Below are 15,608 nucleotides of genomic sequence, written 5' to 3'. Positions count from 1 at the left end.
GTCAATCTCATCAAAATAATTCTTCAGAAGAAATATTCTAGGGTCAAAAGTCACGAACAAAAGAGACTTACAAATAAGAATCCGGGACGATATTCCTCCTGTCTGAAGCTTCCCTATAATAAATAATGCAAGCGCTTTCACAAATCATAAGGAGGTCTTTACGTGAAACAAAAAAGATGGATTTTAGCAACCGTCGCATCCGCTGCTTTTTTAGCGCCACTTGCGCAACCGATTGCAGTCGGCGCAACGGCAGACAACGGAACGATGATGCAGTATTTCGAATGGTATGTGCCAAATGACGGTAACCATTGGAACCGTCTCGGGAGTGACGCAACAAAGCTTGATCAGCTCGGAATCACATCGGTCTGGATTCCCCCTGCTTACAAAGGTACCTCGCAAAATGATGTCGGATACGGCGCCTACGATCTATACGATTTAGGTGAGTTCAATCAAAAAGGAACGGTCCGTACGAAATACGGCACAAAGGCGCAATTAAAAACGGCGATCGGACAATTGCATACCGCTGGAATCGATGTCTATGGTGATGTCGTCATGAACCATAAAGGTGGCGCCGATTTCACGGAAGCCGTCACGGCAGTCGAAGTCAACCCGGGTAACCGTAATCAAGAAGTCTCTGGCGATTATCAAATCCAGGCATGGACGGGTTTCAATTTTGCAGCACGAAATAACCTCTACTCGAACTTCAAGTGGAAATGGTACCACTTCGACGGCACGGACTGGGATCAATCACGTTCTAAGAGTGCCATCTACAAGTTCCGCGGTACCGGTAAAGCGTGGGATACGGATGTCTCAACTGAAAATGGCAACTACGATTACTTGATGTATGCGGATCTCGACTTCGATCATCCAGAAGTCCAGCAAGAAATGAAGAACTGGGGTAAATGGTACGTCAACGAACTTGGTCTTGATGGGTTCCGTCTCGATGCCGTCAAGCATATCAAACACGGTTACTTAGCGGACTGGCTCGCGAATGTTCGTCAGACGACGGGCAAACCATTGTTTACAGTCGCAGAGTACTGGCAGAACGATCTCGGCACGTTGCAAAACTACTTAAGCCGGACGAATTATCAACAATCCGTCTTTGATGCGCCGCTTCATTATAAGTTCGAACAGGCAAGTAAAGGCGGCGGGTATTACGACATGCGGACGATCTTTGATGGTACTCTCGTCAAGAGCAATCCAGTCCAAGCCGTCACACTCGTAGAGAACCATGATTCGCAGCCTGGACAATCGCTTGAATCAACGGTTCAGTCATGGTTCAAACCGCTTGCTTACGCGATGATCCTGACACGTGAACAAGGCTATCCGTCGGTCTTCTATGGTGACTACTATGGTACAAAGGGTACGTCGAATCGCGAAATTCCAGCACTCGCTTCGAAGATTGATCCGTTACTTAAAGCACGGAAGGACTTCGCGTTCGGGAAACAAAATGATTACCTCGATAACCAAGACATCATCGGTTGGACACGTGAAGGTGTCTCAGACCGGGCAAAATCAGGTCTTGCGACAATCCTTTCGGATGGTCCTGGCGGTAGCAAGTGGATGTACGTCGGGCTTCAGAACAAAGGAGAAGTTTGGACAGACATCACTGGAAACAACACGAAGTCGGTCACGATCAATCAAGATGGCTACGGTCAATTCTTCGTTAACGGTGGTTCGGTCTCCGTCTATCGTCAACAATAAGCAATCAAAAAAGACTCTTCCGTATGTGGGAGAGTCTTTTTTTCTTCATTCTGCTAAACCGACACTCGATTTGATATGATCTTCTGTCTCGATTGCCTGTAAGAGGAAATGCGCCACATCTGCGCGATTGATCTGTTTCGCATCTTCCGGTACACCTGTATCTGCTTGACGATAAAGCCCCGTCAACGGACCGTTCAGTAAACGGAGTGGTCGGGCCACCGTATAGTTCAAATCCGCTTGTTGCAAAAGCGCGATCGCTTGGCGGTGATCCTTCAGTGGATTTTTCAGAATCCGCTGAGCGAGCATCCCTTGTACACCCGGTAATTCATCATCAACACCGGCAGACGCAACATAACCGATCCGGTCTACCCCCTGTTTTTTCATCGCTGTCACGATCCGGACGAGACTCCGTTCTAAAAAGCCGCTGTATGCAAGACTTTCAGTGCCAAGAGCCGTCAGGACAGCTTCTTGCCCGGCAACAGCAGCCGTCACCGCTTCTTGATCGAGCACGTCGCCTTTAACGACGTGTAACCGTTCGTCACGTAGTGTCAGTTTTTCCGGACTACGGACGAATGCTGTGACCTCATGACCGTGATCAATCGCTTGCTTGACCAGTTCTTGCCCCGTTTGACCCGTCGCTCCAAAAATAATCAATTTCATACAAAACATCCTTTCTCTCTCAAGAACCACTGATTCCATCATACCCTTACCACTTGAAAATGAATCGTCTCACCTTATCTTTATTTTCAGAAAATTGTTTTTATTTGTTAAGCGTGTATGCTAAAATCTTCCTAAGTACATATGGATATTTTTTCCTTAAAAACAGGAAGGAGGATCGCTTGTGTTACGGCAACGCTTTATCATGTCGCTTGGTGTCATTCTGATTGGTCTGTTCTTGTTTCAAACCGTCACGACGTACGTCTATACGCATTACATCATGCCAGATCCTTTTAAAAAGCCTTCGATTGCAGAAACTGAAGCGAACGGCGAAATTAGTTTTAAAAACGGTCACTCACCTACTAACACAAAAGGCAAAATGCCTTTTGAACCGATTGATCCACGACCTGGTCCAAAAAAGCTCTGGAAATCCCTTAAAGCGGATGCCTCTGACTCCCCCTTTTCTTATCTACAATATGTCATTTTAATCAGCTTGTTTAGTTTCATGGTCTGGAAACTCAGTCAGTCGCGTCGCGTGAAAAAACGGCGCAGGTCTACCGGAGAAGTAACGGATGACGTTCCATTCGCTCAATCAATCTTTCGTCCTGCTTCTTTAAGAAAATCGCCTTATCTGTATTCATCGTATTCGTCTTCACGTGTCCGTGATCTCGTCATTCGTTTTGAGCAACACTTACCGCGCAGTCAGCAACGTCGTCCGAACGAAACGCTTGAAGACTGGTTACGTCGGATTGAAGTCGCTGTCGATTTTCAGTTATATCGGAATATTCGCTACGGTGATATGTCGGAAACGATCGTCACGGATGATGAAATTCTACGCTTCGAACAACAACTAGCACGCTACTCAACCATTTAACTTTGGAGGGATTTCCTATGAAACTACAACAATTAAAAGACCAACTCAATTCGATCTATCTCGGTAAACCGGACGTCATCGATCTTTGTCTGACGGCACTCATCGCAGAAGGACATATTCTACTAGAAGATGTACCGGGAACGGGGAAAACGATGCTCGCCAAGGCGCTCGCTCAGAGCTTCGAGAGTGCCTTCTCGCGGATCCAGTTTACGGCGGATTTGCTTCCGTCCGATGTCATCGGTTCGGACTTCTTCAACTTAAAGACGCAGGAGTTCGAGAATAAACGCGGTCCCTTGTTTGCGAACGTCGTCTTGATCGATGAGATCAATCGTGCCGTTCCGCGGACACAATCGGCATTACTTGAAGCGATGGAAGAGCGTCAGGTCTCGATTGGTGGAACGACCTATCAGATGCCAGCCCCATTCTTCGTCATCGCGACGCAAAATCCGATCGAATCGGCAGGAACGTTCCCACTACCGGACGCCCAACTCGACCGGTTCATGGTCGCGATCGAAGTCGGTTATCCGGATTTTGAGAACGAACGGCGCTTATTGTCTGAAATTCTGACGAACGTCCGTCGGTCAGCTGTCGGCATCGCGTCAGGCGGCGACTTGATTTCCTGGCAGGAAGAGGCACGCCGCGTCCATGCATCGCAAGACGTGCTTGATTATCTATTACACATCGTTCAAGCGACACGAAACCATGAACTCATTGAAGTCGGTGTCAGTCCGCGTGGAGCGATTGCATTACTTCGCGCCTCGCAAAGCTACGCGTTCTTGAATCAACGCGACTTCATCATCCCGGAAGATATCAAATATCTTGCAAAACACGTCCTATCCCATCGCCTGACACTGACACTCGAAGGTGGAATCAAGACGACGAAAGCGGCTGTTTTGACGCATATTCTGGACGACGTGCCGGTTCCGGTCGAGATGGGGTGACGAATCATGCAGATTGAACGTTCCGTCCCGTTTTGGCTTGAACGCCGACTTTTTCCACTGTACGTCACGATGACGTTCATATTCCTCTTCATTCCGCGTCTTTCCGTCCTCGGATTTCTGTTCGCAGCTTTGGCGACGATTCATTTCGTCGTCGGGCGAACAGAAAAGCAGCTCCGACGGGACGTCGCAATTGAATGGAAGCACTATGAATCATTGATGTTCAACCAGGAACAGACGACACTCCATTTACAAGTCTTCGGTGTCGAATCCTTGAGTCAGCTTGGACTCGAAGCGACACTTCGTTTGCACACGGATGGTGGAGTCATCTTTCCGGAGATGGATCCACTTCACCCGGCGACGTTTCATGCAGTGATTGACTCTGAAGACGCAGTGACGATCCCAATTCAGACGGTTCGTCGTGGACCAGCCGAATTCGATGAGATCATCTTGACGATTCGTTTGCCGTGGAAGATGGGCGTTTATCTCTTCACGTTCGATACGTATCCGTCGTTTACAGTCTTGCCGTCCTTGACAGCGCAAGCGACGCCGCTTCTTTTACAACGTTTACGGATCGGTGATCGACCGGACCGCTACTCACCGCTCAAGAACAAACTGGTTCAGCTTGGTGCAAAACCTTATACGGCGGAACCGTCAAAAGAGATCGATTGGTATGCGACGGCGAAGACCGGTCGTCTGCAGGCGAAAGTGTTCGAAACGAGCAATCAGGATACGTTCACGATTGCCTTGAACTTATCGGCCCCGAGCGGTTATGGTCTCCACCAACAATTTGAGACGTTCATTGAACAAGCGGCGTTCTTGATTAGTGAATTGATCAAGGAAGGCTGTAAGATTGAACTGTTCCTCAATCGACTCGACGGAGCGAACCGAATGACGCATCTCTCATTACAAGAAGGACAACCACAATTAAAACATGTCCTGATGACGCTCTCGACGGTCTCGACGCGTGATTCGTTCATCGCAACACAACAGTTCGAACGCTACGTACTGCGCCGTAAACATATGAACAGTCAGTTGATCCAGATTGGCAATGATCGGATCCTCGCCATCGGCTGAGGATCCAAAGAAAGGAGTTTTTTACCTCATGGTGTTTATCGCCCGAAAATCAATTCAGCTCATCGTGGCTTTTTTTGTCTTGATTGCGATCAGCGCTCTTCCGGCGCTCGTCGCGCAAATGAAATTCAACCCAGCAAGCTACTGGGAAGGTCTGAAACAGCAATTTGCTCAATTAACGAAACTTGATGAGATCACCTATTTCAACGTAACCGCTCAAAAGGAATTCTTGTTGCTTCCTACCATCAGTCCCTTTATTAAAGAGACGTTGATCATCTTTACGACAGCTATGCTGGTCTCCGCTGTGTGTGCGATTTTTTATGCTTATTTGTTTTATCGGAGTGGTCGCAAAACACGCATGATGCTGAAACAAACGACTCGGACGCTTGAGATGGTTCCGGATCTGTTCTGGATCATTCTTTCGCAATTCCTTGTCCTCTATCTGTTTAAAACGACCGGGTATGACAAAATCGAAATTGCGGGATCCTATGCTGAGTACATTCGTTTTTTACCGATTCTTACCCTAACGTTGACAACACTATTCTTCTTCATCAAATGGTTGACGACGCAAGTACTCGAACAGGAAGCTGCTCCTTTCCTTGAACTCGCACGGGCTAAAGGCATTCATCCTGCCGCTCTTTTCTGGAAACACTTGATTCCGACAGTGATCTATCGGTTTTATCTGTTTTTCCGAGCGAATATCATTACGGTCTTATCGAGTCTCGTGATCATTGAATACACATTCGAAGTCCAAGGTATGTTCCGGTTCGTCTTTTATAATGGACAAATGCCGATTTTGATGGTCATCTTGTTTTTAATCTATCTGCCGATTTTTATCATTGATTTGTTGGCAGAATGGCTTATTCCTAACGCCTGGAAAGGGGGGATTTGATGCGTCGTACTTTGATGCGAGATCCTGTCTTCTGGCTATGTTTATTTTTACTTACTGGTTTACTGCTGCTTAGTTTTGGAAATACGATCTTCCGTGATGGTCAAGTCGATCAAATCTCGAACCGGTATGCTGAAGACGGTACGTTCCTTGCGACGTCACCACTAAAACCGTCAAGTGATCAATGGCTCGGTACAGACCGCTCTGGCTATGACCTCTTTCAATTGATGATTGAAGGATTTAAATGGACAGCCGGTATTTGTATGATTGTTGCGCTCGGTCGAATGTTTCTTTCGCTAGTGATTGCGATTCCGCTAGCTTTTAGAAGTGCTCGCGTCAATCGATACTTAAAACTTATTCTTGATGGATTTTTAGTTTTACCGCTCTCTCTTGTCGCGTTGCTCCTTTTGCTTCCATCACTTACGTTCTTTGATTCGACTGCTATCCCACCGTTGTTCGACCGTGTATCGTTCGAGTTGATCGTCTTGATTTTGCTTGGTCTCCCCTCTTTATCGCTTTATCTGATTGCTGAGACCCGTCAGTTACTTAGTCAAGAGTTCATGATTGTCGCCCAGACGCTTGGTGGCAGTCCGTGGCATCGGTTCAGACGCCACATTTGGCCACATCTTGTTCCAACGTTGACAATCGTTTTTATGCAACAGTTCATCCAAACGTTGATGTTACTCGTTCACTTATCACTTTTCAAAATTTTCTTCGCTGGAACGGTTAATTTACATGTAGGAACTGCCCCAACGATTTTTGAGTGGTCCTCGATGTTCGGTTATTACTATAACCAGTTTTCAGCGACGTCTTGGCTCAATCATATGTTCCTTGTTCCACTGATTGGGCTAGCATTAGTCGTCTTTTTCAGCAATCTATTCATGAGTCGACTCGAACGGGCTTTCCGCTTCCGCCAGCAACTAAAACCAATCAAGCTATCGGCATCTCGTGCTCAAGACGAAGCCGCTGCGACGTCGATGGTCGATCCCTTTACACTCGTTGCCCGGAACTCCCGTCACGATTCTGATTGACAATCCATTTTTTTCCTCTTACACTAGAAAAAAACATGAAATGAGGGCGTCCAATGTAAGTCATTCTGAATTCTCACTCCTAACTAAATACGTACGATATGGAGGTCATTCAGAATGAACCGGTTTACGCTTTTATTGGTCAGTCAATGGATTGCGAATGCGGGAGATGCGCTCTATATCGTCTCCCTGATCGCGATGATCTATCAAACGACAGGGCAAGCGAGTCTCGCTGCCCTGTTTCCCGTTCTCGTCACAGCAGGCATGACAGGAAGCGGCTTCTTATTCGCCCAAGTCGCTCAACGTGTTCCCCATGCCTCCTTGTTATTCGGCAGTCAACTCCTCAAGACGATTCTATTAGGCATCATCTGGGGATTTGATTTACCACTGCCACTTATCCTCGCACTCGTTGGGTGTATCGCTTTCTTCGATGGATTTGCTCGTCCGATCGAAAGTGCCTTCATCCCTCGACTGTGTCAGGATGTCCAGAAAGCTAACAGTCTCGTACAAGGTTCGAATCAAGTGATTCAACTTATCATGTGGCCGCTCGGCGCCATCCTGGTCAGCTGGTTATCGCCTCTTTCCGTCTTGTCCGTCTCGGCTGGTCTGTTTTTAGGTGCCAGTCTCATCAGCTATCTGTTCTATCGAAGTGTCCGCTCTCTACCCGACCCTTCGATGGAAGAAGAAGACGTCTCCTTCCGGTCGAGTATTCGCTACACGCGATCGCATTCTTTCGCGAAAGCCAACACCTACCTCGTCGGAATCGATGCGTTCGTCAGTACGGCGTGGATTTCTGCTCTGTTTCTCGTCTACATCGATACACATTTCCAGCTATCGGAACGCTGGTGGGGCATTCTAAATGCCTTCTATCTGCTGAGCATGATCGCCGGTAGTTACATGATGTTACGTCGTCGTGGAACGCGTTCGTTGCTTTATTGTAGTATCGCCTTTTCGATTGGGGCGACCTTCTTGTTTGCTTTCGCTCCAATCGTCACACTTGCCGTGATCGCTTGTCTGTTCCAAGGCTTCGCAAGTCAGGTCCGGGCGATCGAGATTAATACGTTGTTGCAGACGACGACACCACTCGAACGGTTACCGTATGTCTATAGCGTGCAACAAACCGTGTATGCACTCTGCTTCTGTCTCGGTAGTCTGCTGTTCGGATGGCTTGCCGATGTGTTTGCGATCGAGCTTGTCTATGCGCTCGCAGGAGCCCTCTCCTTGTTGATGTGGCAACCGGCTCGCCAGGTATTGGCACGTTCCTCTCAGGAGCAACGACACGTGTCGTAATAAATGACAGTCAAAAGGACAAAGGTCAATGCACCTTTGTCCTTTTTTTGATTCAGTTCTGACGCGTTCGCGTCACACTATACAACAGAAGCAATATAAGTGAGACGAGACCGAGCGCAGCATAGGTCATCTGAAGCGAGAAGACACGTTCGACGAAGACGAATAGCGTACCGGTTCCAAGCACAGCTAAACGTTCAATGACTGAGATCAGCGACGTAAACGTTGCGCGTCCATTTGTCGGCGCAACATCTTGGATGACAGTGGTCACATAAGGCTCAGCCCAGCCATAGCACAAGTACAGCATACCGAGTAAACCGATACTGACGAGCGGAGAGGCAACCGACAATCCGGCAAGACACACGATATAGATCATCGCCCATCCGACGGGCGATCGGAACCGAGATAAGGACGCACCAATCGCCTGCATGATTTGGAATAACGCGAAGACGAATCCGAAATGGACCATCGGTATCGTTTGATCCCGTAGATAGAGTTGCCAAAACTCATCAACGAAATCAATCGTCGCCCCGTATAACAAGACAAGACAAAGAATTCGTACGTAGACGCGTCGAAACGAAAAACCGTTTAGCAATGTCTTTAATGAACTCGTCTCTCCGTCTTGTTCTCGCGATGCTTCCTTTAAGAAAAACGTCAGTAGTACTGTTCCGAGCAATACCCACCAGGACACGTGATAGTGCCAAATCAAGTCTACCGATCGCACAGCGTAACTCCCGACAAGTGCTGCGAGTCCTGATATCAATAAACCACCGATTGAAATCAGTCGCCAGACCGTCTCGAATCGCTCTTCTCTCCTATGCATTCGCAATGTTTCATAGACGTGGGCTTCAAGCGCTCCACTAAGTGCTGCACCACCGATGCCGGCAAGGACCATCGCCAAAAGAAAAGCGGATAATGAGTAGGCTTCAAGCAACACCGTAAACGATAACCACTCACATACAAAACCAGTCAGAATGAACGGCTTTCTGCCCCACCGGTCAGATAACAAACCGAACGGGACCTCACCAATCAACATGACCCAAGCAAAGACGATTTCTGCGATGACGACGTCGGCAATGCTCATTCCCCGGTCTTCCCAGTAAAAGCGCTCAATCACATAAGCTGGAATGAACGAACTACTAGCTTCGATCAGGATCCAAAGCATGAGTGATCGTCGGACTTAACAAGGCCATCTGCTTCGCTGCATCTCCTCACTTCCTTTCTGTTTGATAGTAGTTAATTCCCGTTTTGCAGAGGAAACCAACAAAAAACGTTCTTTGATTTTTCAATCAAAGAACGTTTTTGACATTAACATTCATCTGCCGATTCCGTGACCGGTACGACGGACTGGACGATCGGTAGTTCGACGATGAACGCCGACCCGACACCTTCCGTTGATTCGACATGAATCATTCCTTCATGCGAACGAACGATTTCCTGACAAATCGCAAGACCGAGACCCGTACCGCCGATTTTTCGACTATCCGAATTATCGACTCGGTAAAACTTACTGAACAGTTGTGGTAGCGCGTGACGCGGAATACCAATCCCTTCGTCTTCGATCTTCAACTGAACCCGGTCTTCGACTTGACGCATCGTAATCGTGATCTGACCACCATCTGGTGAATACTTGATCGCATTGTTGATCAGGTTCGTGAACAACTGGCGCATTTTTTGTTCATCGGCATGAATCCGACCCGTCGTCGTTTCTTCAAAATCAAGGACAAGCTCGTGATCTTTTGCCGAAGCGGTATGGAACTCGACCGTTTCCTGAATGACTTTCGTCAGATCAAGCGGTTTAAAGTCATACTGTTGCTGACTCGATTCCATGCGCTGGACATCGAGGAAGTCGTTGACGAGATTCGTCAACCGTTCGGTTTCTGCATGAATCGTCTCGAGATACCGTTGACGTTTTGATTCCTGGACGTCGCGCGCGAGCATCAATTCCGTGTAGCCGTAAATCGAGGCAAGCGGTGTCCGCAACTCATGCGAGACGGTCGAGACGAATTCCGATTTCATCCGGTCGATCGCTGTCTCTGCCGTCACGTCACGTAAGACGAGCATCGTACCGCGGAAACAACCACCGTAATGAATTTCCTCTGCATACAGCGTGACGAATCGCTCTTCCTTGTTTAAGGACAACGCCAAGCTCTCCGTCGGAATTTCCTGACTGCAGACGTGATCCATGTAGGTTAAGAACGCCTCATGTTGATCGACTTGCACTGCCAACTCTTCGATTTTGACGTCGAGCGTCATCAATCCTTCTTCCACCACTTGATCGTGCGCCGGATGATGGAATAAAGCGAGCAATGGTTTATTGGCAAAAATCGTCTCTCCTTCGATATAGATGACCGCTTCCCGAATCGAATGGAGAAGTTTGGACGTCTTTTCCCGTTCTCGTTCGACTTCTTCAAAGACACGCATCCGGAGCAAGGAGAGTGCCAATTGACGGGAGAACGACCAGATTTCGTTCGTCTGCTCTTCCGTAAAGGCATCTCGGTAACGGACGAGATAAATGCTTGCAATCATTGTGTTCGTCGCTGGATCCATCACCGGTACGACGATTTCGTACATCGTGTACGGATATGGGAGCGGATGATGACTCGCGACTTGTTTACTTGAACGAACGGCACGTTTGTTTAGACGGGCGCGTTCGAGTAATGACGTCGAAGCATGTAATAACTGATACTCTTGCTCCTTCGTCATCCCGTACGAGACGAGATTCGTATAGCGGTCTTGCTCTAAGAAGACGATCGCTCCGAGCTCCGCATCGGTAATTGTGATCAATTTTTCGATGATCGCCGGATACGCCGTCAACGTTTCGCGAGACGCGAGTGTCTCGGTCAACTCATTGCGATAACGCAAATGGGTCTCGTTACGTAACGTGATGTCGAGTGCTTCTTCGAGCTCTTCCTGTTGCGATTGCAGTTCTTCTTGCTGAGCAATTAATTCTTCTTGTTGACTTTGGAGTTCGTCGTTACTTGCGACAAGTTGATGTTTTTGCCCGGAAATGGCGGCTGCCATCTGGTTGAACGTTGTCGTCAATTCACCAATCTCATCTTGACGATTCGTGATGACGATCGGCGTCGCATCTTCACCTTTAGCGAGTCGTCCACTTTCCCGGTTCAACTGACGCAACTGACGCGTCAAGCGGCGGACGAATGGTCGGACGAAAACGAGCGTGATCAATAAGAGGATTGCGATATTGACTGCTCCGAGAATTTGCGACGAGTTGACTTGTTTACCAAGCCGCTCTTGTGCCGCCATCTCTTGATCGTTTAAGGAATTACGATATTTTGTAAAAACGCTCTCCATATCAACGATACTTGAACTCATATCAGCCGCACTCTTCGTCTTGATGTTGAACTTTCGCTGTGGATCGAGTGGTTTTGATTTCGTGACTTTTCCAAGCGTCGGCATCTTCAAGAACGGCTCCGTCACTTTGCCGTCTTTTTTCGCCGCGACATAATTGACGAGGCTTGGCATGACGCGTTGGGTATACGCCGTGTAGAGTTCCCGTGCGTCCGTTGCATACTGTCGTTCTTCTTTAAAACGTGCATTTCGCTCGAACCACGTCGTTTGTTGATTGATACCATTTTTCTTTTCTTCGATTTCCTTCAGCATTTCTTCGTCACCAAGCAAGACGAAGCCCCGCATTTCGTACTGCATACTTTGCCATGATTCGTACAAATCCGTCGCCCGTGTCCGATGTTCGTTTAACATCTTTAATTCTTGCCGTGATTCATCCACCTGTTGTTTCGTATATAGGTAGACACCACCTGTCGTTAACAGCAGTGTCAGAAAAATCACATAAAACGCAGACATGATTTGCCGTCCAATCGTTCGATTCAGCCATGTTTTCATTAAAGGAATTCAACTCCTTTCCCTTTATCCTTCTCCAGCAATAAAGGTATTCCCGTCCATTCATTGTAAACTTTTTTCAATCGATACACAGCATTCTGCTCAAAAAGATTTCAATTTCATACAACTTTAATTTAAATCGTTGTATATGACAATTAGATGTCACGATTCGATCGTTTTCAACAAAAAAAGAGCCCCTGAGGACCCTTTTTAATGATGATGGTGATGGCTATGACTATGACTCCGGACCGGCTGTTCGTCCGCTAAATGATCCGCATCCAAAATGCCGAGCCGTAAGTATTGGGCGACGACTTGTTTTTTCGTCGTTTCGGAAATCTGATCTGTTCCCTGAATGAGCCTTAAGATACCGGTCGCAATCCGGAACGGTTCGAGATTAGTCTTTTCCACCGGAAAACTTGTCAACGTTTCTAAGTAAGCGACGTAATTCAGTGCATCCGATTCATTCGGACTGACGAGACGCGCCGCATGCTCGCGCAGTTGTTGCGTCAATGAATTCGTTGAGATTCCCTTTGAGGCTGCAGAGATAACTCCGAACAGAATGAACCCGATGATGAGAATAAAAAATCCGACCATGAAAATCGGCATGCCCGAGAAGAAGCCGTCGCCTCCCAATTCGCTTTCCATGAATGCTACTGTAAACATGATGAACCCTCCAATTGAACAGTATGATGACGTTAAGCTATATTACGTCATCCTGATCAAGAAAGTTTCACCTAGTTAGGTAGTTTTTGTAAGTCAGCTTGGAACCAGTCTTCAACGAAGAAGCGTTCCGTCTCCGTCTCGATTTGATATGAATACAACACTTCGAAGTCGCCCTCCGTCAACATCGGTAATGTCAATTCGCGGACGAGTTGGCGTAATTCTTCCGTCAGCTCAGCTTCGTAGCGGATGAATCCATCTTCCCGGTGCTCGACTTCCGTCAAGTACGGAAGCAGGATATGCTTGCCGAATGATTGTGGATCATCGATCACTTCCGCTGTTACACCAAACAGTTCTTCTGCTTCTTCGACCAGTCCTTCTGCTGACTGTACCTCGATATGATCCGGAAACCAGACCGTCAAGCGGCGCCCTTCCTGTAACAGTCGTTCAAAGACAGGACGAAATGATTGATTTTGAATCAGTTCGTATTGCATCAGTCTTCCCCTTTCGTGAATTCGAATTTTAATTGATCGCGCTCGAGATAAAGCATCGCCTTAAACTGGCGCGCATTCTTTTTCATCTCGAGTGGCTTTGTTTTTTGACCTGCGAGTACTTTTTTGACTTCCGTTTGTGTCAATTTGGCACCAAGGATCGTTTTCGGTAACGTAAAGCCACAGTTGTTCTTCTGATAGCCGCTGCAGCCATAAAACTTCCCACGATCAAGCACCGCTGATTGACACAGTGGGCACGGACCGACCGGACGATTCGTTGCACCCCGCGGAGACTTACTCTTGACTTGCGTCGGATCAACAGCGAGTTGTTCGATCCGTTGTTTGGCATCGACGACGAGATGCTCTGATAATTTTTTCGCCTGTTCAATGAACTGGGCAGCAGATGCTTCTCCTTTGCCGATTTGCTCGAGACGGCTTTCCCACTTCGCTGTCATCTCTGGTGAAGCAAGAATACTTCCCGTCACGGCATCGATCAAGATTCGACCTTTTGGCGTCGGATGAATCTCTTTTTTGACAAGTTTAATGTACTCGCGTCGTTTTAGTCCGTCGATGATTCCGGCACGGGTTGCTTCCGTCCCGAGTCCCTCGACTTCCTTCATGATCGCTTGTAGCTCATCTTCGAGTAATTTGCCAGCTGTTTTCATGCCGAGGATGAGTGTCCCTTCCGTATAGCGTTTCGGCGGCTCCGTTTGTTTCTCAAGCAGACGACAGCCTTTGATCGGCATCTCTTGTCCTTGTTCGACGGCTGGTAATTCGACTTCCTTTGACTCGATTTGTAAGACCTGTTTAAAGCCCGGATCAATCGTCCGACTGCCGCGTGTCAAAAAACGGTCCATCTCACGCGTCGTCACGATTTCCGTTTTCTCCGAGACAGCGTCCGGTGCAAAGGCAGCAAGGAAACGGCGAACGATTAAATCGTAGACTTGCGCATCTCGTCCAGAGAGCTTCGCGACGGCACCCGCCTCTTCTGTTGGAATGATCGCATAGTGGTCGCTGACCTTTGCCGGATTGACGTAGCGTTTATCGTTAGCTGGATTGTTCGTCAGGACATCCTTGATTGGGCTATATTCCGCTTGCTTCAATAACCGATCAAGAATGACCGGGAACTGTCCCGCCTCCTCTTTCGTCACGAAGGAAGAGTCCGTTCGCGGATAACTGATCCAACCACGGATATAGAGTTTTTGCGCGATATCGAGCGTCTCTTTTGCACCGAGACCAAACCGTCGGCTCGCTTCTGTTTGTAAGAGCGACAAACTGAACCAAAACGGTGGACGTTCCGTCTGCCGTTTTTTCTCGATCGATGCGACGATTCCGGTTCCTTTCGTCCGATCCACGATCGCTTGTGCCTGTTCCCGGTCACTCAGCTTCGTCTGTTTCTTCGCATTGATATATTTTCCTTTGTATCGCGTAAAATCCGCCTCGACTTCGTAGTACGTCTCCGGTAAGAAATTCTCGATCTGTTTTTCCCGTTCAACGATCAGTGCAAGCGTCGGTGTCTGGACTCGTCCGAGGGAAAAAACGTCGGCGATGCCCTTCTTCTTCAGTAACGTCGTATACGCACGGGACGCATTCATCCCGATCAGCCAATCGGCGCAAGCGCGACTCATCGCCTCATGGAAGATGTTCTCTGTTTCCTTACCATCGAGCAGGTTCGCAAACCCATGATCAACCGCTTGAGGCGTCAAACTCGAAATCCAGAGTCGTTGCAGTGGTTTCGCGTTGTTCGCGAGACGTAAGATCAATCGGACGATTGCCTCTCCCTCTCGCTCGGCATCCGATGCTATAATGATGGAAGTCGTCGTCCGCTCATTCAATAATTTCTTGATGACTTGGTACGGTTTACTCTTACCTTTTGCCAGTCGGTAATCAAATCGTTCCGGGATGATCGGCAGATGATCGTAGTTCCATCGTTTCCATTTGGCGTCATAATGCGCCGGCTCCTGCAGTTCACATAAGTGTCCGACCGCATAGGCGAGTTTTGCTCCTTGCGGAAACCGGTCACACGGCTTGATTTCAATGTAGCCGTCCCGCTTCACGGACGGATACGGTGCTGCCAGTTTTTCAGCTTGTTTTGGTTTTTCAGCAATGATCAATTGCACACGCTTCACCCTCATTTCCTTACTT

General features: G+C 47.9%; 13 protein-coding genes. 7 read left to right on the top strand and 6 right to left on the bottom strand.

Translation table 11 applies throughout. The annotated features are described in order from the left end of the window. Positions 1-162 precede the first annotated feature (162 nt). Entirely contained in the window at positions 163-1,704 is a 1,542-nt protein-coding gene (amyS, locus tag EXW93_RS04910; RefSeq protein WP_058712913.1) for an alpha-amylase, read from the top strand. A 45-nt stretch (positions 1,705-1,749) separates the two neighbouring features. On the opposite strand, the gene EXW93_RS04905 is transcribed toward amyS, so the two are convergent. Beyond that, positions 1,750-2,364, bottom strand: coding sequence for an NAD(P)-dependent oxidoreductase (locus tag EXW93_RS04905; RefSeq protein WP_023467651.1), 615 nt, complete (start codon positions 2,362-2,364; stop codon positions 1,750-1,752). Positions 2,365-2,545: 181 nt separating this feature from the next. Between EXW93_RS04905 and EXW93_RS04900 the strand changes: the two genes are divergently transcribed. The 6 genes from EXW93_RS04900 (at position 2,546) to EXW93_RS04875 (ending at position 8,454) form a co-directional block, all read left to right on the top strand. Next, a complete protein-coding gene (locus EXW93_RS04900; protein ID WP_058712914.1) occupies positions 2,546-3,235 on the top strand; it encodes a hypothetical protein in 690 nt (229 codons plus the stop codon). A gap of 17 nt (positions 3,236-3,252) precedes the next feature. Further along, positions 3,253-4,176 (top strand): AAA family ATPase, encoded by a 924-nt coding sequence (locus tag EXW93_RS04895; RefSeq protein ID WP_029341157.1) that lies wholly within the window; start codon positions 3,253-3,255, stop codon positions 4,174-4,176. A 6-nt stretch (positions 4,177-4,182) separates the two neighbouring features. Then, positions 4,183-5,250: a DUF58 domain-containing protein gene (locus tag EXW93_RS04890; RefSeq protein ID WP_058712915.1), complete on the top strand. Its 1,068-nt coding sequence runs from the start codon at positions 4,183-4,185 to the stop codon at positions 5,248-5,250. 28 nt (positions 5,251-5,278) lie between these two features. Beyond that, the gene (locus tag EXW93_RS04885; protein WP_058712916.1) at positions 5,279-6,139 is read left to right on the top strand and encodes an ABC transporter permease subunit; all 861 of its coding nucleotides are present in this window, start codon (positions 5,279-5,281) and stop codon (positions 6,137-6,139) included. Next, a complete protein-coding gene (locus EXW93_RS04880; protein ID WP_058712917.1) occupies positions 6,139-7,167 on the top strand; it encodes an ABC transporter permease subunit in 1,029 nt (342 codons plus the stop codon). Before EXW93_RS04885 ends, EXW93_RS04880 begins: the two co-directional genes overlap by 1 nt. A 114-nt stretch (positions 7,168-7,281) precedes the next feature. Next, a complete protein-coding gene (locus EXW93_RS04875) occupies positions 7,282-8,454 on the top strand; it encodes an MFS transporter (protein WP_023467645.1) in 1,173 nt (390 codons plus the stop codon). A gap of 52 nt (positions 8,455-8,506) precedes the next feature. Here EXW93_RS04875 and EXW93_RS04870 read toward each other — a convergent pair whose 3' ends face one another. From EXW93_RS04870 to EXW93_RS04850, 5 genes are all read right to left on the bottom strand, one after another. Beyond that, the gene (locus EXW93_RS04870) at positions 8,507-9,616 is read right to left on the bottom strand and encodes an MFS transporter (RefSeq protein ID WP_058712918.1); all 1,110 of its coding nucleotides are present in this window, start codon (positions 9,614-9,616) and stop codon (positions 8,507-8,509) included. 143 nt (positions 9,617-9,759) lie between these two features. Continuing rightward, on the bottom strand, positions 9,760-12,315 hold the full coding sequence (locus tag EXW93_RS04865; protein WP_058712919.1) for an ATP-binding protein: 2,556 nt from the start codon (positions 12,313-12,315) through the stop codon (positions 9,760-9,762). 207 nt (positions 12,316-12,522) lie between these two features. Beyond that, on the bottom strand, positions 12,523-12,975 hold the full coding sequence (locus EXW93_RS04860; RefSeq protein WP_058712920.1) for a hypothetical protein: 453 nt from the start codon (positions 12,973-12,975) through the stop codon (positions 12,523-12,525). Positions 12,976-13,046: 71 nt separating this feature from the next. Beyond that, positions 13,047-13,466, bottom strand: a complete 420-nt coding sequence (locus EXW93_RS04855) for a hypothetical protein (protein ID WP_047390976.1) — start codon at positions 13,464-13,466, stop codon at positions 13,047-13,049. Further along, a complete protein-coding gene (locus EXW93_RS04850) occupies positions 13,466-15,583 on the bottom strand; it encodes a DNA topoisomerase III (protein ID WP_058712921.1) in 2,118 nt (705 codons plus the stop codon). The genes EXW93_RS04855 and EXW93_RS04850 overlap by 1 nt, the downstream gene beginning before the upstream one ends. Positions 15,584-15,608: the final 25 nt, after the last annotated feature.

The sequence above is a fragment of the Exiguobacterium sp. JMULE1 genome, assembly GCF_013337175.1.
Classification (GTDB): domain Bacteria; phylum Bacillota; class Bacilli; order Exiguobacteriales; family Exiguobacteriaceae; genus Exiguobacterium_A; species Exiguobacterium_A indicum.
The sequence above is the reverse complement of the archived record's forward strand: the minus strand, read 5'-3'. Positions and strand labels throughout refer to the sequence as shown.

Coding starts and splice junctions, on each gene's coding strand:
- EXW93_RS04905 (WP_023467651.1), bottom strand. CDS start 2,364: ATGAAATTGATTATTTTTGGAGCGACGGGTCAAACGGGGCAAGAACTG.
- EXW93_RS04885 (WP_058712916.1), top strand. CDS start 5,279: ATGGTGTTTATCGCCCGAAAATCAATTCAGCTCATCGTGGCTTTTTTT.
- EXW93_RS04890 (WP_058712915.1), top strand. CDS start 4,183: ATGCAGATTGAACGTTCCGTCCCGTTTTGGCTTGAACGCCGACTTTTT.
- EXW93_RS04880 (WP_058712917.1), top strand. CDS start 6,139: ATGCGTCGTACTTTGATGCGAGATCCTGTCTTCTGGCTATGTTTATTT.
- EXW93_RS04865 (WP_058712919.1), bottom strand. CDS start 12,315: ATGAAAACATGGCTGAATCGAACGATTGGACGGCAAATCATGTCTGCG.
- EXW93_RS04895 (WP_029341157.1), top strand. CDS start 3,253: ATGAAACTACAACAATTAAAAGACCAACTCAATTCGATCTATCTCGGT.
- EXW93_RS04860 (WP_058712920.1), bottom strand. CDS start 12,975: ATGTTTACAGTAGCATTCATGGAAAGCGAATTGGGAGGCGACGGCTTC.
- EXW93_RS04855 (WP_047390976.1), bottom strand. CDS start 13,466: ATGCAATACGAACTGATTCAAAATCAATCATTTCGTCCTGTCTTTGAA.
- EXW93_RS04875 (WP_023467645.1), top strand. CDS start 7,282: ATGAACCGGTTTACGCTTTTATTGGTCAGTCAATGGATTGCGAATGCG.
- EXW93_RS04870 (WP_058712918.1), bottom strand. CDS start 9,616: ATGCTTTGGATCCTGATCGAAGCTAGTAGTTCGTTCATTCCAGCTTAT.